This window comes from Luteimonas changyuni (genome assembly GCF_039548395.1).
In the GTDB taxonomy this organism is placed as follows: domain Bacteria; phylum Pseudomonadota; class Gammaproteobacteria; order Xanthomonadales; family Xanthomonadaceae; genus Luteimonas.
This window is the reverse complement of record NZ_JBCLUZ010000033.1, coordinates 1-22,682: the sequence shown is the minus strand read 5'-3', so window position 1 is coordinate 22,682 and position 22,682 is coordinate 1. Positions and strand designations below refer to the sequence as shown.

Sequence of the window (22,682 nt, the reverse complement as noted above, 5' to 3'; positions counted from 1 at the left end):
TCCGCGCGGCCTTCGCGCGGACAGGCCGGTCGATCGCCCGCCTGCCCCGCGGCGCGGGGAAGACGGGATGTCGAGACCCCCGGCAAGGGACCCTGCCTCAGCTGGCGCTGGCCAGCTGCCCCAGCCGGCGCACCGCCACCGACGCCGTCGGGTAGTCGAGCGTCTTCTGCGCGGCCAGTTCGTCGAGCATGCCCAGCGTGAACTTCAGCGCGGCATCGTCGCGGCCGATCCACTGCGCGACCTTGGCGTCGGCATCGCGGCCCGGCATCGACAGCACCTGCGCGACCAGGGCGCGGTGCTGGGCGGCGAGCTCGTCGCGCAGCGCACCGTGGGCCACCGCGTGCCAGCGGCCGTCGACCGCCAGCGAATCGATCTGCTGGACCAGCCACGGCAGGTTGAGCGCGTCGGCCAGGCGGAAGTGCACGCGCGCCACGTCCACCGGCTTGCGCTTGCGCTCGCGCGCCAGCTCGATGATGTCCGGGCTGGCCTCGAGGTAGGGCAGCGCCGCGAGCTGGCCACCGAGCGCGTCCGGAACGCCCTTGGCGCGCCAGTCGGCCAGCGACTGCTCGTAGGCCGGGCGCTGCGCGGCGGTGAGGATGTCCTCGCCGGCGTGGATCGCCTGGAAGCCGTCGTGGTAGCGGTCGACCGCGCTGGTGATGGTCGGCAGCGCGCCCGGCCGCGCCAGCAGCCAGCGGGTGAACGACCGCTGCAGCGCCCAGATCACCTGCAGGGCGTCGATCTGCACCGACTCGTGCACCTTGCCGTCGAGCGCGTCGATCTGCGCCCACAGCGAGCGCGCCTCGAGCGTCTCGCGGGTGACCGTATAGGCCTTGGCAACCTCGGCCGGGCTACGCCCGCTGTCTTCCTGCATGCGCAGCAGGAAGGTCGCGCCCATGCGGTTGATGGTGGAGTTGGTGACCGCGGTGGCGATGATCTCGCGCTTCAGGCGGTGCTGCTCCATGGCCTTGGCGTACTTCGCCTGCAGCGGCTTGGGGAAGTAGCGCTGCAGCTCGCGCGACAGGTACGGATCTTCGGGGATGTCGGAATTGAGCAGCTGCTCGAAAGCGACCAGCTTCGAGTACGACAGCAGCACCGCGAGTTCCGGCCGGGTGAGGCCCTGGTTGCGCGCCTTGCGGTCGGCGATCTCGGCATCGCTGGGCAGGTATTCGATCTGGCGGTCGAGCAGGCCCTGCGACTCCAGGGTACGGATGAAGTGCTGCTTGGAGCCGAGGCGCGGCACACTCATCCGCTCCATCAGGCTGATCGCCTGGTTCTGGCGGTAGTTGTCATTGAGCACCAGGCCGGCAACCTCGTCGGTCATGGCCTTGAGCAGCTTGTTGCGCTCGTCGATCTTCAGCTTGCCGGCCTGCACCTGCGCCGTGAGCAGGATCTTGATGTTGACCTCGTGGTCGGAGGTGTCCACGCCCGCGGAGTTGTCGATGAAGTCGGTATTGAGCAGCACGCCCGCCTGCGCGGCCTCGATGCGCCCGCGCTGGGTCATGCCAAGGTTGCCGCCCTCGCCCACGACGCGGCAGCGCAGCTCGCCGCCGTTGACGCGGATGGCGTTGTTGCCGCGGTCGCCGACGTCGGCGTGGGTCTCGCCCGCGCCCTTGACGTAGGTGCCGATGCCGCCGTTCCACAGCAGGTCGACCGGCGCCTTCAGTACCGCCGACATCAGCTCGTTCGGGGTCATCGCGGTGGTGCCTTCCGCCAGGCCCAGCGCCTCGCGCATTTCCGGCGAGACCGCGATCGACTTGGCGCTGCGCGGGAACACGCCGCCACCCTTGCTGATGAGCGACTTGTCGTAGTCGTCCCAGCTCGAGCGCGGCACCTTGAACAGGCGCTGGCGCTCCTTGTAAGACGTCGCCGAATCCGGGTTCGGGTCGACGAAGATATGGCGGTGGTCCATGGCCGCGACCAGGCGGATGTGCTTCGACAGCAGCATGCCGTTGCCGAACACGTCGCCGGACATGTCGCCGATGCCGACCGCGGTGAAGTCCTGCTTCTGGCAATCGATGCCCATCGCGCGGAAGTGGCGCTTGACCGACTCCCAAGCGCCGCGCGCGGTGATGCCCATGCCCTTGTGGTCGTAGCCCACCGAGCCGCCCGACGCGAAGGCGTCGTCGAGCCAGTAGCCGTAATCGCGGGAAATGCCGTTGGCGATGTCGGAGAAGGTCGCGGTGCCCTTGTCGGCGGCGACCACCATGTACGGATCCGGATCGTCGTGGCGCACCACGTCGGCCGGCGGCAGGATGTCACCGTCGATGGACAGGTTGTCGGTGACGTCCAGCAGGCCGCTGATGAAGCGCCTGTAGCAGGCGATGCCTTCGGCCTGCACGGCGTCGCGGTCGCCGCCCACCGGCGGGCGCTTGACGATGAAGCCGCCCTTGGAGCCGACCGGCACGATCACCGTGTTCTTCACCATCTGCGCCTTGACCAGGCCCAGCACCTCGGTGCGGAAGTCCTCGCGGCGGTCCGACCAGCGCAGGCCGCCGCGCGCCACCGGGCCGAAGCGCAGGTGGGTTCCTTCGACGTGGGGGCCGCAGACGAAGATCTCGCGGTAGGGGCGCGGCTTGGGCAGGTCCGGCACCGCCGCCGAGTCGAACTTGAAGGCGATGTAGTCCTTCGGCGCGCCTTCGGCACCGGCCTGGTAGTAGTTGGTGCGCAGCGTGGCCTCGATCACGCCCACGAAGCCGCGCAGGATGCGGTCCTCGTCGAGGCTGGCGACGCCTTCCAGCATGCCCTTGATCGCGGCGTTGGCGGCGGCCATCGCGGCCGGCCGGCCCTTGTCGGCGGCGGGATCGAAACGGGCCTGGAACAGCTCGACCAGGCCGCGTGCGATCAGCGGATAGCGGACCAGAGTTTCCTCGACGTAACTCTGCGAGAACGGCACGCCGAGCTGCAGCAGGTACTTGCAGTAGCCGCGCAGCATCGACACTTCGCGCCAGCCGAGGCCGGCGGCGGCGACCAGGCGGTTGAAGCCGTCGTTCTCGGCATCGCCGTGCCAGATGCGCGCGAACGCCTCTTCGAACGCGGCCGCGTCCGGCTCGGCGCCACCGGGCACTTCAACCTCGAAGTCCTGGATGTACACGACCCGCTGGCCGCCGTCGCCGGTGGCCGGGCCCAGCAGCCGGTGCGGATGCTCGGCGATCACGCGCAGGCCCATGTTTTCCATCATCGGCAGCACGTCCGACAGCGGCACGTCGTGGTCGGCGCGATACAGCTTGAGCCGCAGCGCGCTCTCGCCCGGCTGCTGGAGCGCGGAGCGCCGCAGGCTCAGGCGCAGGTCGTCGGCGGCGGCCAGGGCATCGAGCTGGGCGACGTCGGCGGCGGCGACCGCCGGGGTCGCGCGTTCGATATAGGGCGCAGGCAGCGCCCGCCCCCAGCCCGAAGCCAGCGCCAGGCCCTTGGCCTCGCCGTGCTCGCCGATCAGCGCTTCGCGCAGGTCGTCCTGCCAGTTGCGCACGATCGCGGTCAGCTGCGCCTGAAGCGCCGCCTCGTCGACCTCGATGGCCTCGCCGGTGCGCGGGCGCACCAGCATGTGCAGCTGCGCCAGCGGCGACTCGCCCAGGGTGACGTTGGCGTCGACGTGATCGGCGCCCAGCGCGTCCTTGAGCATCGCCTCGACGCGCAGGCGCACCTCGGTGTTGTAGCGGTCGCGCGGCACGTAGGCGAGCACGGAGTAATAGCGGCCGTAGTGGTCGCGGCGCAGGAACAGGCGGCTGCGCACGCGCTCCTGCAGGCCGAGGATGCCGCTGGCGACCCGCTGCAGTTCGCCGCTGGACGCCTGGAAGAGCTCGTCGCGCGGCAGGGTCTCGAGGATGTGCTTGAGCGCCTTGCCGCTGTGGCCGGTGTCGGCCAGGCCGGACGCGCCCATGACCTGCTCGTGGCGGTCGCGCACGATCGGGATGTCCCAGGGCCGGCGGTTGTAGGCGCTGGACGTGTACAGGCCGAGGAAGCGCTTTTCGCTGATGGCCTTGCTGCCGCTGCGGTCGAAGCCGAGCACGCCGATGTAGTCCATGTAGCCCGGGCGGTGGATCGTGGAACGCGCGTTGGTCTTGGTCAGGATCAGCGGCTCGACGGTGCGGTCGGTGCGCTGCGCGCCGACCGTGCGCAGCAGCCGCGGCTTGCCGACGTCGCGGCCGCGCAGCAGGCCGAGCCCGCTGCCGTCGATCGCCTGCAGCACGTCGTCGCGGCCCTTGCGGACCACTTCGTACTCGCGGTAGCCGAAGAAGGTGAAATGGTTGTCGGCGGCCCAACGCAGGAAGGCCTGGATCTCGGCGCGCTCGGCGTCGGACACCGGCAGCGGCCCGTCGGACAGGCCTTCGGCCACCAGTTCCATGCGCGTGCGCATCGTGGCCCAGTCGGCGACGATGGTGCGCACGTCCTCGAGCACGCCGCGCACGGCGGCCTCGACGCGGGCGCAGCCTTCCGGCGACTGGCGGTCGATTTCCATGTGCATCAGCGATTCGGTCGTGCCCTCGCCCACGCCCTGCAGCTTGCCGCCGCGGTCGCGCTTGAGCGACACCACCGGATGGCCGAGCACGTGCACGCCGACTCCAAGCTCGGCGAGCGCCATGGTCACCGAGTCGACGAGGAAGGGCATGTCGTCGTTGGCGATCTGCAGCACGGTGTGCTGCGTCTCCCAGCCGTGGGTGGCCAGGGTCGGGTTGAACAGGCGGATGCTGGCCGTGCCCGGCTTGCGCTTGCCGAGGAAAGCGAGGAAATCGGCCGCCAGCGCCGCCCAGCCGTCGGCCTCGTGCACGCCGATCTCGTCTTCGCCCATGCGCTCGTAGAAGGCGGCCGCGAAGGCGCTGGCGTCGTCACCGCCGGCCTTGCCCACGCGCTTGCGCATGGCCGCCAGGACCGGGTCGAGCAGCCTGCCGTCGCGCGGCCGACCGCGGCGCTCGGCGTCGTTGCCGGCGGCCTTGCCGGCGGCCTTGCCGACCCTGGCCACCTTGCCGGACCTGGCGTCTTCGGCGGCGTGGGAGATTGCGGGGGCCTTCTTGCGAACAGTCATGTCGTCATCCGGATGCAATGAGGCCCGCGCACAAGGCACGGGCCGGGAGGTTTTTCAGGGTTCCGCCACCGCGCCGCCGCCGGTGAGGGCAATCGGCTCGGTACGCGGGCAATGGCAGGCTGTCGCCACGGGCTGCAGGTCGCTATGCGTCAGCGCAGCCCGGTCTCGTTCCGGGCAATCACCAGGCGCTGGATCTCGCTGGTGCCTTCGTAGATCTCGGTGATCTTGGCGTCACGGAAGTAACGCTCGATCGGCATTTCCTTTGAATAGCCCATGCCGCCGTGGATCTGCAGCGCCTGGTGGGTGATCCACATCGCGGCCTCCGAGGCGGTGAGCTTGGCGATCGCGGCCTCGTTGCTGAAGCGCTTGCCCTGCCCCTTCACCCAGGCAGCGCGCAGGGTCAGCAGCAGCGACGCGTCGAGCTTGCACTTCATGTCGGCGATCTTGGCCTGGGTCATCTGGAACGCGCCGATCGGCTGGCCGAAGGCCTTGCGCTCCTTCACGTACTCGAGCGTTGCCTCGTAGGCGGCGCGGGCGATGCCGATGGCCTGGCTGGCGATGCCGATGCGGCCGGCGTCGAGCACGCCCATGGCGATCCTGAAGCCCTGGCCCTCGTCGCCCAGCACGTCTTCGGCGCGGGCCACGTAGTCGTTGAATTCGATCTCGCAGGTGGCCGAGGCACGGATGCCGAGCTTGGGCTCGGTCTTGCCGCGGCTGAAGCCGTCGCGGGTGGTATCGATGATGAAGGCGGTAATGCCGCGCGCGCCCTTGTCGGGGTCGGTCATCGCGAACAGCACGATGTACTTCGCCACCGGGCCGGACGTGATCCAGCTTTTCTTGCCGTTGACCACATAGCTGCCGTCGGCCTGCTTCACGGCGCGGCAGCGCATGGCGGTGGCGTCGGAGCCGGACTGCGGCTCGGTGAGCGCGAAGGCGCCGATCTCACGGCCCTCGGCAATCGCACCCACGTAGAGCTGCTTCTGCTCTTCGGTGCCGTGGGTCAGGATGCCGTTGCAGAACAGCGAGTTGTTGACCGACATGATGGTGGAGTGCGCGGCGTCGGCCGCGGCGATCTCGACCATGGCCAGCACGTAGGCCACCGGGTCCATCCCGGCGCCGCCGTATTCGGCCGGCACCTCGATGCCCATGAGTCCGTTCTCGCCCAGCAGGCGGATGTTCTCGAGCGGGAATTCACCGGTCTGGTCGTGGTGTTCGGCACTCGGCGCGATCTTCTCCTGCGCGATCCGACGGGCCACGTCCTGAAGCATCAACTGTTCTTCGGTAAAGCTGAAATCCACGCCTGGCTCCTGAGTCGTGCCGCGCATGCGCGCGGCCGCTGTTGGCAAGGCCGCCATTCTAGCCTGCCTGCCGCGCGGCTTCGAGCCGTCCACCGGCTGGAAGCCGGCGCGATGCGCCCGGGTCGGCGCCCGACCCTGCTTGACCCTGCCCGGATCCCGTTGGACAATGCATCGCTGTATCGCGATGGGAAGATATATATGGACCTGGAAGCCTGGTCGAGCCATCTAAAGGTGCTGGCCGATGCCACTCGCGTGCGCCTGCTGGCGCTGCTCGACGGCGAGGAACTCACGGTCGCCGAACTCTCGGCCATCACCCGCCTGGCCCAGCCGCGCGTCTCCACCCACCTGGCGCGACTCAAGGAAGCCGGCCTCGTCCGCGACCGCCGCGCCGGCGTCTCCGCCTATTACCGCTTCGACGAAGACCGCCTGGACCCCGCGCAGCGGGCGCTATGGCAGACCCTGCGAGAGGGCAGCGACGATCCACTGCTGCGCCAGGACGCCGAGCGCGTGGCCGGCGTGCTGGCGATGCGGGCCGCCGATCAGAACTGGGCGGACTCGGTCGCAGGCGACATGGAGCGCCATTATTCACCAGGCCGCACCTGGGAGGCGATGGCGCGTTCGGCCCTGCCGCTGCTGGAAACCGGCGACGTGCTCGACATCGCCTCCGGCGACGGCGTGCTGGCCGAACTGCTGGCGCCCCATGCGCAGCGCTACGTCTGCATCGACGCCAGTCCGCGCGTGGTCGCCGCGGCGCAGGAACGCCTGAAGCGCTATTCCAATGTCGAAGTCCGCGAGGCCGACATGCACGCCCTGCCCTTCGCCGACGGCAGCTTCGACCTGGTGGTGCTGATGCATGCGCTGACCTACGCGGCAAAGCCCGCGCTGTCGGTGGCCGAGGCGGCCCGCGTGCTGCGTCCGGGCGGTCGCCTCCTGCTCAGCAGCCTGGCCCGCCACGGCCACCGCGCCGCGGTCGAGGCCTTCGGCCACATCAACCTGGGTTTCACCGAGAAGGAGCTGCGCCGCTTCGTCGACAAGGCCGGGCTGGTGCTGCAGTCCTCCGAGACGGTCACCCGCGAAAAGCGCCCGCCGCATTTCGAAGTCGTCTCCCTGATCGCGGGCAAGCCATGAGCCGGCTTCCCTGGCTCCACCCCGCGCGCGTGGCGCTGCTCGAGGCTGCGCTGGCCGAGCGCATCCTGGTCATCGACGGCGCGATGGGCACGATGATCCAGCGCCACCGGCTGGAAGAGGCCGACTATCGCGGCGAGCGCTTCGCCGATGGTTTCGACCGCCTGCACCCCGGCGACGGCATCGGCCATGACCTCAAGGGCAACAACGATCTCCTGACGCTGAGCCGCCCGGACATCATCGCTGCCGTGCACGATGCCTACCTGGCCGCCGGCGCCGACCTGGTCGAGACCAATACCTTCAACTCGACCGCGGTCAGCCAGTCCGACTACCACCTCCCGCACCTGGTGCGCGAGCTGAACCTCGAAGCCGCGCGCCTGGCGCGCGCCTGCTGCGACGCCGCGGAGGCTGCGACCCCCGACAAGCCGCGCTTCGTGATCGGCGTGGTCGGCCCCACCAGCCGCACGGCGTCGATCAGCCCCGATGTCAGCGATCCGGGCTTCCGCAACACCAGCTTCGACGCGCTGCGCGAGGACTACCGCGTGGCCATCGACGGCCTGATCGACGGCGGCGCCGACGTGCTGATGGTCGAGACCATCTTCGACACCCTCAACGCCAAGGCCGCGCTGTTCGCGATCGAGGAAGCCTTCGACGCCCGCGGCGCACGCCTGCCGGTGATGGTCTCCGGCACCATCACCGATGCTTCGGGGCGCACCCTCTCCGGCCAGACCGCCGAGGCCTTCCACATCTCGGTCTCGCATTCGCGTCCGCTGGCGGTGGGCCTGAACTGCGCGCTGGGGGCCAAGGACCTGCGCCCGCACGTCGAGACCCTGGCCCGGGTCGCCGACTGTTTCGTCAGCGCCCATCCCAACGCCGGGCTGCCCAACGCCTTCGCCGAATACGACGAAACGCCGGAAGAGACCGCCGCCACCCTGGAAGAGTTCGCGCGCTCCGGGCTGTTGAACCTCGTCGGCGGCTGCTGCGGCACCACGCCCGACCATATCCGCGCCATCGCTAACGCCGTCCACGGACTTCCGCCGCGCCGGCTGCCCGGGCTGCTGGAGGATGCGGCATGAGGCTTTTTGCCCTGATCCGCGCAAATCCGCGGCACAGAAACAGCGAGGTGTCGCGATGAGCACGCCCAGGTACACGCGGCTCTCGGGCCTGGAGCCGCTCGTGATCACCCCCGAGCTGCTGTTCGTCAACGTCGGCGAACGCACCAACGTCACCGGCAGCGCGAAGTTCAAGAAGCTGATCAAGGAGGACCGCTTCGAGGAAGCGGTCGAAGTCGCGCGGCAGCAGGTGGCCAGCGGCGCGCAGATCCTCGACGTCAACATGGACGAGGGGCTGATCGACTCGGCGAAGGCGATGACGCGCTTCCTCACGCTGATCGCGTCGGAGCCTGACATCGCGCGCATCCCGGTGATGGTCGACTCCTCCAAGTGGGAGGTGATCGAGGCCGGGCTGAAGTGCCTGCAGGGCAAGGGCGTGGTGAACTCGATCTCGCTCAAGGAGGGCGAGGCGCAGTTCGTCGAGCAGGCGCGCAGGGTGCTGCGCTACGGCGCCGCGGCCGTGGTCATGGCCTTCGACGAGGACGGCCAGGCCGACACCGCCGCGCGCAAGGTCGCGATCTGCACCCGCGCCTACCGGATCCTGGTGGACGAGGTCGGGTTCCCGCCCGAGGACATCATCTTCGACCCCAACATCTTCGCCATCGCCACCGGGCTGGAAGAGCACAACAACTACGCCGTGGATTTCATCGAGGCCACGCGCATCATCCGGGCGACGCTGCCGCACTGCCACGTCTCCGGCGGCGTCTCCAACGTTTCGTTCGCCTTCCGCGGCAACGAGACCGTGCGCCAGGCGATCCACTCCGTGTTCCTGTACCACGCGATCGCGGCGGGCATGGACATGGGCATCGTCAACGCCGGCGCGATGACGATCTACGACGACATCGATCCCGAGCTGCGCGAGCACGTCGAGGACGTCGTGCTCAACCGCCGCCCCGACGGCACCGAGCGGCTGCTGGCGCTGGCCGAGCGCTACAAGGGCAGCAAGGGCAAGCAGCAGGAAGAGGACCTCGCCTGGCGCGACAGGGACGTGCGCGCGCGCCTCAGCCACGCCCTGGTGCATGGCCTCGACCAGTACGTGGTCGAGGACACCGAAGAGGCCCGCCTGCTTTCGACGCGCCCGCTGGACGTGATCGAAGGCCCGCTGATGGACGGCATGAACGTGGTCGGCGACCTGTTCGGCGCCGGCAAGATGTTCCTGCCGCAGGTGGTGAAGTCGGCGCGGGTGATGAAGAAGGCCGTGGCCCACCTGCTGCCCTTCATCGAGGCCGAGAAGCTGCGCACCGGCGACACCGGCAAGAACAACGGCAAGATCGTGATGGCGACCGTCAAGGGCGACGTCCACGACATCGGCAAGAACATCGTCGGCGTGGTGCTGGCCTGCAACAACTTCGAAGTGATCGATCTCGGGGTGATGGTGCCGGCGCAGAAGATCATCGATACCGCGATCGCCGAGAACGCGGACATGATCGGGGTGTCCGGCCTGATCACGCCCTCGCTCGAGGAGATGGGCCACGTGGCGCGCGAGATGCAGCGCCAGGGCATGACCATCCCGCTGATGATCGGCGGCGCCACCACCTCGCGCGCGCACACCGCGCTCAAGATCGATCCGCATTACAAGTCGCCGACGATCTGGGTCAAGGACGCCTCACGCGCGGTCGGCGTGGCGCAGTCGCTGGTGTCGGCGGAGCTGCGCGCGCCGTTCGTGGCCGCCAGCGAAGCCGACTATGCCGAGATCCGCCAGCGCCACCGCAACCGCGGCGACGCCAAGCGGCTGGTCCCGCTGGGGAAGGCGCGCGGGCAGCGCTTTGATGGCGGCTGGGACGTCTATGTCCCGCCGCAGCCGAAAAATCCCGGCATCACCGTGTTCGACGACTACCCGATCGCCGACCTGGTCGACACCATCGACTGGACCCCCTTCTTCCAGGCCTGGGAACTGGCCGGCCGCTATCCGGCGATCCTGAGCGACGAGGTCGTTGGCACCGCCGCCAGCGAGCTGTATCGCGACGCCCGCGAAATGCTCGACACCATCATCGGCGAGAAGTGGCTGGCCGCGAAGGCGGTGTTCGGCCTCTTCCCCGCCAACAGCGTCGGCGACGACGTCGAACTGTATCTGCAAGAGGCCCAAGGCGTGGATGGGGGCAAGCTCGCGGAGGAAGGAGTCATCACCGTCCCCTTCCTCCGCCAGCAGGTCGACAAGCCCGTCGAACGCCCCGACTTCTGCCTCGCTGATTTCATCGCGCCGAAGGACACCGGCCTGCGCGACTGGATGGGCATGTTCGCGGTCACCGCCGGCATCGGCATCGAGCCGCACCTGGAGCGCTTCCGCGCCGACCACGACGACTACCGCGGCATCCTGCTCAAGGCCCTGGCCGACCGCCTGGCCGAAGCCCTTGCCGAACACCTGCACCGCCGCGTGCGCACCGGCTACTGGGGCTACGCGCCCGACGAAGCGCTGGACAACAACGCGCTGATCGCGGAGGCCTACCGCGGCATCCGCCCGGCACCGGGCTATCCGGCCTGCCCGGACCACAGCCCGAAGGAACAGCTGTTCCGCGTGCTCGACGCCACCAGCAACGCCGGCATGGAGCTGACCCACGGCTTTGCGATGCTGCCCACCGCCGCGGTGTCGGGCTATTACTTCAGCCACCCTGGCAGCAAGTACTTCGTGGTCGGCCGCGTGGGCAAGGACCAGGCGGCCGACTACGCCAGGCGCCGCGGCGTGCCCCTGGCCGAGGCCGAACGCTGGCTCGCCTCCAACCTCGACTACGATCCGGAATAGCCCGGCCCACGGCAGCACGATGACCCCCGATCCACGCACGACCGCGACCGTACCGGCCCTGCGGCTGTCGAGCTTCTACTTCACCTATTACGCGGCGCTGGGCGCGTTCACGCCGTACTGGGCGATGCACCTGCAGTCGCGCGGCATGTCCATCACCGCCATCAGCGTGATGATGAGCCTGTGGTACGCGACCCGCGTGGTCGCGCCCAGCGCCTGGGCAACGCTTGCGGCCGCCTCGCCACGCCCGATCCGCTGGCTGCGGATCGGCAGCGTGCTGACGGCGCTGAGCTTCGCCTGCTTCCTGCCGCAGCAGCCGGAATGGACGCTGTTCGCGGTGATGGTCGCGTTCTGCTTCTTCTACAACGCGGTGATGCCGCAGTTCGAGGCGATCACGCTCGGCCACCTCGGCGCCGCGGCCCACCGCTACGGCGCGATCCGGGTCTGGGGTTCGATCGGCTTCATCATCGTCACCACCAGCTTCGGCTGGCTGATCGAACACCACGGCGCAGCGGTCCTGCCGTGGGCGATGCTGCCCCTGTTCGTGCTGATGGCCGCGAGCGCGTTCGCGAATTCGGACGCGGGCCACGTCGGGCCGAAGGGCCCCGCGGGCCCGGGCTTCTGGAAGATCGCACGCCAGCCGCGGGTGGCGGCCTTCCTTGTCGCGTGCTTCCTGGAGCAGCTGTCCTTCGGCCCCTACTACACCTTTTTCTCGGTCTACATGGACAACCTGGGCTATGCGACCTCGACCCTGGGCCTGATGTGGACCGTGGGCGTGGTGTTCGAGGTCGCGGTGTTCTTCACCATCTCCGCCGTGTTTCGGCGCTGGGACCCGAGCTGGCTGCTGCTGGGTTCGATGGCCAGCGCCGTGCTGCGCTGGTGGGCGACCGCGCTGTGGCCGGAGAGCATGCCGGTCATGCTGGTCGCCCAGGCCACGCACGCGCTGAGCTTCGCGGCCTTCTTCGCGGCGGCGATGCAGCTGCTCGCGCGCCACTTCCCGGGCGCGCTCAACGGCCACGCCCAGGGCCTGTTCTACGGATTCTCGTCAGGCCTCGGCGGCGTCCTGGGCGCCCTCATCGCCGGCCAGCTCTGGCCCTACGGCGACGGCCGCGTTGCCTTCCTCGCCGCAGGCTGCTTCGCTCTGGTCGGCTGCGTCATCGCCTGGATCTGGGTCGTGCCCGCGCGGGTGCGCGCCCGGTAGAGCAAACGCTTTTGCCAAGGATCCCTACCAGATCAAGTCGTCCGGCACCTGGTACTTCGGATCGGCATACGGGTCGTCGTCGGCGGGCGCGTTCGGGTCGACCCTCAGGGCCACGGCCTTCGCGAATACGGCCTCGGCTTCGGCCAGCGTGTCGAGGGTCACCACGAGGTAGCGGCCGTTGAGTTGCACGACGCCGAGCTCACCGGCGTTGATCGCGCGCAGCTGCGCTTCGGTCACGTGCACGCGCTTGATCTTGCCGCCGTATTCGAAGTGGCGGACGTGCTCGGCGTCGGTGGCATTCAGGCCCTTGCCCTCAAGCAGCGCCGCGAGCTTCGCCTGCGCTTCGCGGCGCTGCCGCGCGGCTTCCTGCTTCTCGCGCTCGGCGCGGATGCGATCATCCTTCTCGCGCTGGGCCCGGATCGCGAAGGCCTTGGCGAGGTCGATATCCCCCGCAGGACCCGCGGCGCGACGGCGCCCGCCATCGCCGGGGCCCCTGCCGCCCTGCGGGCCTTTGGCACGCGGCGGACCCTTGCCGTCACGCGGGCCCCGCTCGTCCTGCGCGCCCTTGCCACTCTGTGGGCCCCGCCGGTTCCGGTGCTGCGCGCCGGGCGCGGCTGCGCCTGACGCCCTCGCACCCGGACCATCCTTCCCGCGGGGGCCCTTGGGCCTGTCCGGAGCCGGCGCCGGCTTGAAGCCAAGGCCCAGCAACTGGTCTTTCAGCGAATCGCTCATCGTTCTTCAGTAATGCGGCGGAGGTGGCTCATCGGCGGGATCGCCGGTCACTCCGGGACGGTTGGCGTGCAGTTCGTCGAGCGCACGGCGCAGCAGCGCGTCGTTGCGGCTCAGCTCGCGCCGGGCGTCGGCCAGCGCATCGCTGAGTTCGGCCAGCGCGTGCTCCTGGAAGGCCAGGCGGGTCTCCAGTTCCACCACGCGTGATTCAAGCCCGCTGGACATGGATCAGGCGGCCCGGACCGAGCGACCGCGGCCGATGCCGTAGTACGCCAGGCCCGCGCCTTCAGCGTCTTCGGGACGGTAGATGTTGCGGCCGTCGAAGACCGCGGCGTCGGCAAGCCGGGTACGCAGCTGCGCGAGGTCGACGCTGCGGAACTCCTTCCACTCCGTCACCACGATGAGCGCGTCCGCGCCTTCGAGCGCCGCCTGCGCCGACTCGCAGAGCTCCAGGTCGTCACGCTCGCCGAAGATCCGTCGCGCCTCGCCGGCGGCCTCGGGATCGTAGGCGCGCACGCGCGCACCGGATTCCCAGAGCTGCGCCAGCAGGCGACGGCTCGATGCATCGCGCATGTCGTCGGTGTCGGGCTTGAACGCCAGGCCCCAGACGGCAAAGGTCTTGCCCGCGATGCCCGCCTCGCCGTAGTGGCGCTGCACCAGCTCGTGCAGGTGGCCCTTCTGGCGCTCGTTGACCGCTTCCACCGCATCCAGCAGCAGCGGCTGGTGGCCGACCTGCTGGGCGGTGCGCGCCAATGCCTGCACGTCCTTGGGGAAGCACGAGCCGCCGTAGCCGGCGCCGGGATAGATGAAGTGCCAGCCGATGCGTGGATCCGAGCCGATGCCCTTGCGCACCATCTCGACGTCGGCGCCGACCTTCTCGGCGATATTGGCGATTTCGTTCATGAAGCTGATCTTGGTCGCGAGCATCGCGTTGGCCGCGTACTTGGTGAGCTCCGCGGAACGCACGTCCATGACCACGAAACGGTCATGGTTGCGGTTGAACGGCGCGTACAGGCGCTTGAGCCGCTCCACCGCGGCGGGGCTGTCGGCGCCTAGCACGATGCGGTCGGGGCGCATGCAGTCCTCGACCGCGGCGCCCTCCTTCAGGAACTCGGGGTTGGAGACGACGTCGAAGGCGATGTCGACGCCACGCGCGGCCAGGGCCGCGGCGATGGTCTCGCGCACGCGGTCGGCGGTGCCCACCGGCACCGTGGACTTGTCGACCACGATCGCCGGGCGCTCGAGGTGTTCGCCGATGGTGCGCGCCACCGTCAGTACGTACTGGAGGTCGGCGCTGCCGTCCTCGTCCGGCGGCGTGCCCACGGCGATGAACACCACCTCGCCGTGGGCGATGGCGCGCGCGGCATCGGTGGTGAAATCCAACCGGCCGGCGGCGTGGTTGGACTTCACCATCGGCTCGAGTCCCGGCTCGTAGATCGGGATGATCCCCTGGCCGAGGCGCTCGATCTTGCCGGCGTCGACGTCGACGCAGATCACGTCGTGGCCGACCTCGGCCAGGCAGGTACCTGTCACCAGGCCAACGTAGCCGGTGCCGAAGATGCTGACGCGCATGCGCTTACTCCGCCGGGGAATCCAGGATTTCGAGCAGCTCGACCTCGAACACCAGCGCGCTGCCCGGGGCGATCGGACCGCCCGGTGTGCCCATGTCGCCATAGCCGAGCTCGCTGGGCAGCCACAGCATGTACTTGCTGCCGGCCGGCATCAGCTGCAGGCCTTCCTGCCAGCCGGGAACCACGCTGGACAGGGTGAACACGGCGGGCTCGCCGCGATCGTAGGAGCTGTCGAACACGGTGCCGTCAACCAGCGTGCCCTTGTAATGCACGCTGACCCGGCTTTCGGGGCCGGGCTTGGGACCGTCGCCCTGCTCCAGCACCTTGTACTGGAGGCCGGACGCGGTGACCTCGACGCCTTCCTGGCCTGCGTTCGCGGCGAGGAATGCCTCGGAGGCCTCGCGGTTGCCCGCCGCCATCTTCGTCTGCATGCGCTGGCCGAAGGCTTCGAATGCCTGCCGCGCCTGCGCTTCGTCCATCAGCGGCTCCTCGCCGTTCATCGCCGTACGCATGGCCTTGACCAAGGCATCGAAATCGACCTCGTCCTTGATCTCGGAAAGCGTGCCACCGACCTGCAGGCCGATGGCGTAGCCCGCCTGGTGCTTCTCGGTCGGCAGGCCCTTGATGTCGAGCCCGGCGGCCGTCCCTTCGGCGGCAGTCCCTTCGGCGGCCGCGGCCTTGTCGGCCTCGGGATCGATCTTCTTGCAGGCGCCAAGGGCGACGAGGAGCGATGCGGCCAGCAGGCTGGTCGCAATGGTGCGGACGGCGGTGTTCATCGGTATACCTCGGAAAAAAGGGGTGGAGAGCCGCGGTCAGTGCAGCTGCAGGAGTTCGACGTCGAAGACCAGGGTGGAATTCGGGGGAATGCCACCCGGGGAGCCATTGCGGCCGTAGGCGAGTTCGGACGGGATCCAGAAGCGGTACTTGGCACCCACCGGCATCAGCTGCAGGCCCTCGGTCCAGCCGGCGATCACCTGGCCGAGGCCGAAGGTCGCCGGATCGTTGCGCTCGTAGGAACTGTCGAAGATGCTGCCGTCGAGCAGCTTGCCCTCGTAGTGCACGCGCACCCGCGAATCAGCGGTCGGGCGCGGACCCGAGCCCTGGCGCAGCACCATGTACTGCAGGCCCGAGCCCGTGGTCACCACGCCCTTGGCGGTCCTGTTGCCGGCGAGGAATTCGGCCCCTGCGGCGCTGTTCGCCTGCGCGGCGGCCTCGCTCTCGGCGCGGGCGCGCTCCTGCATGCGCGTACCGAAGGCCTCGCGGATCGTCGCCAGCTCGCCTTCGGCCAGCAGCGGCGTACCGCCGTCGAACATCGTGCCGACGCCGCGGGCGAACATCGCCAGGTCGAGCTCGTCCTTCACCGGTGCCAGCGAACGCCCGACATCGGCGCCCACGATCAGGCCGACCTTGTCGCGGTCCACCTCCGCCGGCACGCTGCCCGGCGCCATGCCGGGGACCTGCTGGCCGCTGCGGGCGGCAATCCGCTGCATCAGCGCCGGAGCAATCGCCGCGGCCTCGGCCTCGGTGATGAGCGGCTCACCCCCGTCGAGCGCGTGGGTCACGGCGCGCATGAATGCGTCACGGTCGATGTCCGGGCCGACAGCCTCGATCGACTGTCCAACGTCCATACCGATCATGTAGCTGTTCTTTTCGCGTTCCGTCGACGGCACGGCGTTCTCCTGTGCGATTGCGGGGGCCAGCGACAGGGCCGCGGCGAGGGACAGCGCGGCAAGGCCGCGCAGAGTGGATTTCATCGGGGGATGCTCCTGGACTCCGGCCGCGATCGGCGGCATCAAGCTGCCTATTGTCGCGGGCGCGGCCGGCGGCGGCAATCGCCGGCAGCCTGCCATCGGTTGGGTCGGGAAACGCTTGACCGTGCGTGTGGTGGTGTTATAGTTGCATACAACACCAGTCATCCAGAGCAGGACTTCCGCCATGGACCGCAAGCTCAGCCACAGCCTGACCGCACTGTCCGTCACCGGCATATGCCTGGCCGCCGCCCTGCTGGCATCCAGCCCGGTCGATGGCGACGGCCGCACCACGGGTCCTTCCGCGGTCGCCCTCGACGCGCCAGCCGATGACCCGGCGTCCGGCCGCCCCGCGCCTCGCGCCTCCAGGGGCGCACGCCGCGGACTGGCACTTCCCTACTTCTCCTTTGCCCACGGCATGCGCCGTATCGGAGGCTGAGTCATGTCCGGCATCCAATGGAGCGATGGCGCTCCCATCTACCGACAGCTGAAAGAGCGGGTCATCGCGATGATGCTCGATGGCCAGCTCAAACCGGGCGACGCCCTGCCTTCCGTGCGCCAGGTTGCCGCCGAATACCAGCTCAACCCGATCACGGTATCGCGCGCCTACCAGGAACTGGCCGATGAAGCCCTGGTGGAAAAGCGCAGGGGCCTGGGCATGTTCGTCACCGAGGAGGCGTCCAGAAAACTGCTGGGCAACGAACGCGACCGATTCCTGAATGAAGAATGGCCCCAGGTGCTGGAGCGAATCCGGCTCCTCGGCCTCTCGCCCGAAGACCTCCTGCGCGAAGGACACTCCGCATGAACGCACACGAATCCGCAGTCATCGACGCCCGCGGCCTGGTCAAGGCCTACAAGGGCAAGCCTGCCCTCGATGGCACCAGCTTCCGCATCGAACGCGGCCGCATCGTCGGCCTGATCGGCCCCAACGGCGCCGGCAAGACCACGGCGCTGAAGGCCATCCTCGGGCTGATCCCGTTCCGGGGCGAGCTGTCGGTTCTCGGCCGCGACCCGCGCAGCGATCGCAACCTGCTGATGAACGACGTCTGCTTCATCGCCGACGTTGCCGTGCTGCCGCGCTGGATGCGGGTGCGCGAGGCGATCGCCTTCGTCGAGGGCGTGCATCCGCGCTTCGACCGCGCCCGCTGCGAGCGCTTCTTGGCCAACACCAAACTGGACCCGAAGATGCGGGTACGCGAGATGTCCAAGGGCATGATCGTGCAGCTGCACCTGGCGCTGGTGATGGCCATCGACGCCCGCCTGCTGGTGCTTGACGAGCCCACGCTCGGACTCGACGTGCTCTACCGCAAGCAGTTCTACCAGCGCCTGCTGGAGGACTATTTCGATGAGGACAAGACCATCCTCATCACCACCCACCAGGTCGAGGAGGTCGAGCACATCCTTACCGATGCGCTGTTCATCCGCGACGGCCGGATCGTGCTCGACGCGCCGATGGACGAACTGGCCGCGCGCTTCACCGAAGTCCTGGTCAACGCAGACCAGGCCGAGGCCGCGCGCGCCCTGTCGCCGATCGACGAGCGCGCCCTGCCCTTCGGCAAGACCGTGATGCTGTTCGACGGCGCCGATCGCAGCGCCCTGGCCACCTTCGGCGAAACCCGTACCCCGGGGCTCGCCGACCTCTTCGTCGCCACCATGAAGGGAACCTACTGATGAACGCCACGACTGACAGCCTGCCGGTGGCCAAGTCCCCGGCGAACCGTACGCACCGCTTCAGCCTGCTGCTCAGGCGCGAGTACTGGGAGCACCGCGGCGGCTTCTTCTGGGCCCCCGTGATCGCCGCCGCGGTCTCGCTGCTGCTGACCGCGATCCTCTTCACCATCGCCCTGGTCGGCATGCGCAACGCCGACAGCGACGCGAAGTTCCACCTCGACGACGGCAGCACGATGTCGATCAACGGCCTCGACCTTGGCGTCCTGGCCGGACAGCTCAGCGCGGACGACAAGGCCCAGCTTGCCACCGGCATCGACCTGACCATGCTGCTCTCATCGGCCTGGCCGTTCATCGTCATGGTGTTCGTGATGTTCTTCTACTGCCTGGGCGCGCTGTACGACGAACGCAAGGACCGCAGCGTGCTGTTCTGGAAGTCGCTGCCCGTGTCCGATGGCGAGACCGTGCTGTCCAAGGTGGTCTCCGCGACGATCGCGGTGCCGCTGCTGGCGACGCTTGTGGCCATCGCCACCATGCTGGTCTTCCTGCTGCTCCTGAGCGCGGCGGTCATGTACCACGGCGGCAACCCGCTGGAGCTGATCTGGGGCCCGGGCCATGCGCTGACCATCTCGCTGTCCCTGCTGGCTGCGATACCGGTCTATGCGATCTGGGCGCTGCCCACCGTCGGCTGGCTGATGCTGTGCTCGGCCTGGGCGCGCAGCGTGCCCTTCCTGTGGGCGGTACTGCTGCCGGTGCTTTCCGGTGCCTTCGTGAGCATGTTCAGCGTGATGCGGCTGTTCAACCTCGACGCCCAGTGGTTCTGGAGCAACATCGTGGCGCGGATCCTGCTCGGCGTGGTGCCGCTGACGCCCTACGACCTGTCGCGCATGGACGGCGCCCAGATCGAAAGCAGCGGCATCGTCCAGCTGATCGAACCCGCGGCCGTCTACGGCAACCTGCTGCAGCCCGCGACCTGGATCGGCGCCGCCGCCGGCGTGGCCATGCTGCTGCTCGCCACCCGCCTGCGCCGCTGGCGCGACGAAGGCTGAGCCACGTGACGACTCCTGGAGGAATACCGATGACCATCACGATGCGCGCGTCCCACGCCCTTTCAGCCGCGCTGCTCTGCATGCTGGCCGCCGGCTGCAGCCCGGCAACCGATGCACAGCCCGCCACGGACGCAGCCGAGGCCAGCGAAGCCGATGCCGGGAAGACCTTCATCGGTCGCCAGGCCGCCAGGGCGATCGCCAACGCGAGCCAGGCGCTGAAATCGAAGAACCTGGGCCTCGGCGACGACTTCGCAATCACCATCAACGGGCGCGACTATGGCGGCGGGCACGGTAGCGAAGGGCTGCCCAAGGCCGAACTCACGCCCGAGGGCGAACTGCTGATCGAAGGCAAGGCGGTGCCGGCCAACGCGGAACAGCGCGCCCTGCTGCTTGCACATCGCCGCCACCTGGAAGACGTCGCCCTGGCCGGGATGGCCATCGGCGTCCAGGGTGCGGACGTCGCAGGCGCCGCGCTGACCGGGATCGGTGAAGCGGTGTTCGGCGGCGACGAGGGGCGCCAGGCCTATGAGGCACGGATCGAAGCCGAAGCGGACAGGATCAGGGACGAAGCGCTCAAGCTCTGCGCGCTGCTGCCGGCGCTGTACGACAGCCAGCAAGCGCTGGCCGGCGCGCTGCCCGCCTTCGCCCCCTACGCGACGATGACGCCCCGCGACATCGAGGACTGCGCGAGCCACGGCGACGACGACGCCGCCGGGGCAGGCGCGGGCGAAACCATCACCGCCTGACCCGTCCAACACCTGCGCCCCGCGGCGCGCCCGGGCCCTCCGCCCCCCGCCCCCCAGCACACGAGGTTATCGATGCGCATTCCAGCCACCACGCTCTCCCTCGCCCTCCTCTCCCTGGCGGCAGCGTCCGCCCCGGCCCTGGCCGACGACGACCGTGCGTGCAGGCACAGCGCGCCGCAATCGCTCGTGCTCGACATCGGCGATGCGCGCCTGGTCGAGTTCCGCATCGGCGCCAGCAAGCTGCGCCTCGACGGCAAGCCCGGCCAATCCGCCAGCCTGCAGGGACGCGCCTGCGCCTCGAGCGCGGACGACCTTGCGCGGCTGCAGCTGGAACAGTCCCGGGAAGGCGACCGCCTGGTCGTTCGCCTCAACCTCGAGCAACGCGACGGCTGGTCGTTCTTCGGCAACCACTACGCCTATTTCGACCTGTCGGGAACCGTTCCAGACGACATGCCGGTCGAGGTCTCGGTCGGCTCTGGCGATGCCTGGCTGCGCGACCTGTCCGAGCTCGGCCTCATCGTCGGCTCCGGCGACGCGGAAGCGCGGGGAATCCGCGGCGAAGTCCGGGCGACCGTCGGCTCGGGGGATATCACGCTGGAGGACATCGGCAGCCTGGACGGCGGCTCGATCGGCTCCGGCGACCTCGCGGCACGGAACGTCCGCGGCGACGCGCGGGTGGGCAGCATCGGTTCCGGCGACCTGGAGTTGCGCGGCGTCGGTGGCCGGGTCGGGATCGGTTCGATCGGTTCGGGCGATGCCGATCTCGATCGCATCGGCGGCGACGTGGAGGTGGGTTCCGTGGGATCGGGCGACATCGACGCCAGCGGGATCGGCGGCGACCTGCGCGTGCGTTCGCTGGGCAGCGGCTCGGTCGACCACGAAGGCGTTGCGGGCCAGGTCGACATTCCGCGCAAGCGCTGAGCTTCGACCTGGGAGCACCTGCAGCCACCATCGGCCAGCACTTGTGGGAGCGGCTACAGCCGCGATCGGGTCCTGCGGAGGCCGCTACCCGCATCAACCGCCGTCATGGATGCCGCCGCGGGTCAGCGCCAGCGGATCGAGCAGCGCGCGCAGCTTCGCCTCCGGCAGGCCGGTCGCCTCGACCGCCACCTCAAGCACCGGCCGCCCTTCGCGGTACGCCTGCTTGGCGATGGCCGCCGCCTTCTCGTAGCCGATCACCGGGTTGAGCGCGGTCACCAGGATCGGGTTGCGCTCCAGCGCCGCCCCGACGACGTCGCGCCGCACCTCCAGTCCATCGATCACCCGGTCGGCCAGCAGCCGCGACACCGCCGACAGCAGCTGGACCGACTCCAGCAGGTTGTTCGCGATCAGCGGCAGCGCCATGTTGAGCTGGAAATTTCCGGTCTGTCCCGCCACCGTCACTGCCACGTGGTGGCCCATCACCTGCGCGCAGGCCATCACCGTGGCCTCGGGAATGACCGGATTGACCTTGCCCGGCATGATCGAACTGCCCGGCTGCAGGGTCGGCAGCTCGACCTCGCCCAGCCCGGCCAGCGGCCCGGAATTCATCCAGCGCAGGTCGTTCGCGATCTTGATCAGCGCCACCGCCGCCGCATTGAGCTGGCCCGACAGCTCCACCGCGTCGTCCTGCGAAGCGATGCCCTCGAACTTGTCGATGGCGGATTCGAAGCGCGTGCCGGTTGCGTCGGACAGCGCGCGGGCGACGGCTTTACCGAAACGCGGATCGGCATTGATTCCGGTGCCGATCGCCGTGCCGCCGATCGGCAGTCGCCGCAGGCGCTTGAGCGTGTCTCCCAGCCGCGCTTCGGCCGACGCCAGCTGCGAGGACCAGGCGCCGAACTCCTGCGCAAAGGTCAGCGGCATCGCGTCCATCAGGTGCGTGCGCCCGGTCTTCACCACCTTGCGCAGCGAGCGTCCCTTGCGGTCGATGCGCTTGCGCAGGTGCTGCAGCGCCGGCAGCAGGTCTTCCACCACCGCCAGCTGCGCCGACACCCGCAGCGCCGTCGGCACGACGTCGTTCGAACTCTGGCCGAGGTTGACGTGGTCGTTGGGGTGCACCGCGCGCTTGCCCGCGCGCGTCGCCAGCGTTGCGATGACCTCGTTGGCATTCATGTTCGACGAGGTACCTGATCCCGTCTGGTAGACATCGACCGGAAAGTGCGCGTCGTGCTCGCCGGCCGCGACCTCGTTGGAAGCCTTGGTGATCGATGCCGCCAGGCCCTTGGGCAGCAGCCCGAAGCCCGCGTTGGCCTCGGCCGCCGCGGCCTTGAGCAGCCCCAGCGCACGGATGAAACCACGCGGCATCGGCCGCCCGCTGACCGGGAAATTCTCCACCGCGCGCTGCGTCGACGCGCCCCAGAGTGCATCGGCGGGCACTTCCAGCTCGCCCATGCTGTCGTGCTCGATCCGGAAACCCTTGGCAGCCATGACGTCCTCCATTAGTGATGCATTGGAGGATACGCCGGTGATCGTAGGCTCCCTGATGACGGGGACGTGCATGGCAATACCTGGATGGCGACACCGCTGGGATGACGGCATTTGGATGACGGCATTTGGATGGTTAGCGCCGCGGGGGGGGGGGGGGGGGGGGGGGGGGGGGGGGGGGGGGGGGGGGGGGGGGGGGGGGGGGGGGGGGGGGGGGGGGGGGGGGGGGGGGGGGGGGGGGGGGGGGGGGGGGGGGGGGGGGGGGGGGGGGG

18 protein-coding genes are annotated in these 22,682 nt (G+C 69.3%); 10 read left to right on the top strand and 8 right to left on the bottom strand.

Features of this window, described 5'->3' with window-relative positions:
- Positions 1–97: 97 nt before the first annotated feature.
- Together WCD84_RS11905 and WCD84_RS11900 are read right to left on the bottom strand one after the other, a co-directional pair.
- Positions 98–4,855: an NAD-glutamate dehydrogenase gene (locus tag WCD84_RS11905; RefSeq protein ID WP_343281494.1), complete on the bottom strand. Its 4,758-nt coding sequence runs from the start codon at positions 4,853–4,855 to the stop codon at positions 98–100.
- Positions 4,856–5,169: 314 nt separating this feature from the next.
- Positions 5,170–6,345 carry an acyl-CoA dehydrogenase family protein gene (locus tag WCD84_RS11900; protein WP_449280114.1) on the bottom strand — a complete coding sequence of 392 codons (1,176 nt, stop codon included), beginning with the start codon at positions 6,343–6,345 and terminating at the stop codon, positions 5,170–5,172.
- A gap of 171 nt (positions 6,346–6,516) precedes the next feature.
- Here WCD84_RS11900 and WCD84_RS11895 point away from each other — a divergent pair, with 171 nt between their 5' ends.
- The 4 genes from WCD84_RS11895 to WCD84_RS11880 are packed head-to-tail and all read left to right on the top strand — an operon-like array spanning position 6,517 to position 12,493.
- Complete coding sequence (locus WCD84_RS11895) at positions 6,517–7,446, top strand: ArsR/SmtB family transcription factor (RefSeq protein WP_343254364.1); 930 nt, start codon at positions 6,517–6,519, stop codon at positions 7,444–7,446.
- The gene (locus WCD84_RS11890) at positions 7,443–8,519 is read left to right on the top strand and encodes a homocysteine S-methyltransferase family protein (RefSeq protein ID WP_343254365.1); all 1,077 of its coding nucleotides are present in this window, start codon (positions 7,443–7,445) and stop codon (positions 8,517–8,519) included. The genes WCD84_RS11895 and WCD84_RS11890 overlap by 4 nt, the downstream gene beginning before the upstream one ends.
- Positions 8,520–8,574: 55 nt before the next feature.
- On the top strand, positions 8,575–11,295 hold the full coding sequence (gene metH, locus WCD84_RS11885) for a methionine synthase (protein ID WP_343281480.1): 2,721 nt from the start codon (positions 8,575–8,577) through the stop codon (positions 11,293–11,295).
- 19 nt (positions 11,296–11,314) lie between these two features.
- Positions 11,315–12,493: an MFS transporter gene (locus tag WCD84_RS11880; RefSeq protein WP_343281479.1), complete on the top strand. Its 1,179-nt coding sequence runs from the start codon at positions 11,315–11,317 to the stop codon at positions 12,491–12,493.
- Between the two features lie 24 nt (positions 12,494–12,517).
- On the opposite strand, the gene WCD84_RS11875 is transcribed toward WCD84_RS11880, so the two are convergent.
- From WCD84_RS11875 to WCD84_RS11855, 5 genes are read right to left on the bottom strand one after another with little or no spacing between them, the layout of a single operon-like run.
- Entirely contained in the window at positions 12,518–13,225 is a 708-nt protein-coding gene (locus tag WCD84_RS11875) for a DUF2058 domain-containing protein (protein WP_343281478.1), read from the bottom strand.
- A 6-nt stretch (positions 13,226–13,231) separates the two neighbouring features.
- On the bottom strand, positions 13,232–13,447 hold the full coding sequence (locus WCD84_RS11870; RefSeq protein ID WP_343281477.1) for a SlyX family protein: 216 nt from the start codon (positions 13,445–13,447) through the stop codon (positions 13,232–13,234).
- Positions 13,448–13,450: 3 nt separating this feature from the next.
- Positions 13,451–14,794: a UDP-glucose dehydrogenase family protein gene (locus WCD84_RS11865; protein WP_343281476.1), complete on the bottom strand. Its 1,344-nt coding sequence runs from the start codon at positions 14,792–14,794 to the stop codon at positions 13,451–13,453.
- A 4-nt stretch (positions 14,795–14,798) separates the two neighbouring features.
- Positions 14,799–15,569 (bottom strand): FKBP-type peptidyl-prolyl cis-trans isomerase, encoded by a 771-nt coding sequence (locus tag WCD84_RS11860; protein ID WP_343254371.1) that lies wholly within the window; start codon positions 15,567–15,569, stop codon positions 14,799–14,801.
- A 36-nt stretch (positions 15,570–15,605) separates the two neighbouring features.
- On the bottom strand, positions 15,606–16,547 hold the full coding sequence (locus WCD84_RS11855; RefSeq protein ID WP_343281475.1) for an FKBP-type peptidyl-prolyl cis-trans isomerase: 942 nt from the start codon (positions 16,545–16,547) through the stop codon (positions 15,606–15,608).
- 181 nt (positions 16,548–16,728) lie between these two features.
- Between WCD84_RS11855 and WCD84_RS11850 the strand changes: the two genes are divergently transcribed.
- The 6 genes from WCD84_RS11850 (at position 16,729) to WCD84_RS11825 (ending at position 20,925) form a co-directional block, all read left to right on the top strand.
- Positions 16,729–16,980 carry a hypothetical protein gene (locus tag WCD84_RS11850; protein WP_343278289.1) on the top strand — a complete coding sequence of 84 codons (252 nt, stop codon included), beginning with the start codon at positions 16,729–16,731 and terminating at the stop codon, positions 16,978–16,980.
- A gap of 3 nt (positions 16,981–16,983) precedes the next feature.
- Entirely contained in the window at positions 16,984–17,346 is a 363-nt protein-coding gene (locus tag WCD84_RS11845) for a GntR family transcriptional regulator (protein WP_343254374.1), read from the top strand.
- Positions 17,343–18,212 carry an ABC transporter ATP-binding protein gene (locus WCD84_RS11840; RefSeq protein ID WP_343281474.1) on the top strand — a complete coding sequence of 290 codons (870 nt, stop codon included), beginning with the start codon at positions 17,343–17,345 and terminating at the stop codon, positions 18,210–18,212. The genes WCD84_RS11845 and WCD84_RS11840 overlap by 4 nt, the downstream gene beginning before the upstream one ends.
- Complete coding sequence (locus tag WCD84_RS11835) at positions 18,212–19,258, top strand: hypothetical protein (RefSeq protein WP_343281473.1); 1,047 nt, start codon at positions 18,212–18,214, stop codon at positions 19,256–19,258. Before WCD84_RS11840 ends, WCD84_RS11835 begins: the two co-directional genes overlap by 1 nt.
- 29 nt (positions 19,259–19,287) lie before the next feature.
- Positions 19,288–20,004: a hypothetical protein gene (locus WCD84_RS11830; RefSeq protein ID WP_343281472.1), complete on the top strand. Its 717-nt coding sequence runs from the start codon at positions 19,288–19,290 to the stop codon at positions 20,002–20,004.
- Between the two features lie 72 nt (positions 20,005–20,076).
- On the top strand, positions 20,077–20,925 hold the full coding sequence (locus tag WCD84_RS11825; protein ID WP_343281471.1) for a hypothetical protein: 849 nt from the start codon (positions 20,077–20,079) through the stop codon (positions 20,923–20,925).
- A 93-nt stretch (positions 20,926–21,018) separates the two neighbouring features.
- Here WCD84_RS11825 and WCD84_RS11820 read toward each other — a convergent pair whose 3' ends face one another.
- Positions 21,019–22,413, bottom strand: coding sequence for a class II fumarate hydratase (locus WCD84_RS11820; RefSeq protein ID WP_343281470.1), 1,395 nt, complete (start codon positions 22,411–22,413; stop codon positions 21,019–21,021).
- Positions 22,414–22,682: the final 269 nt, after the last annotated feature.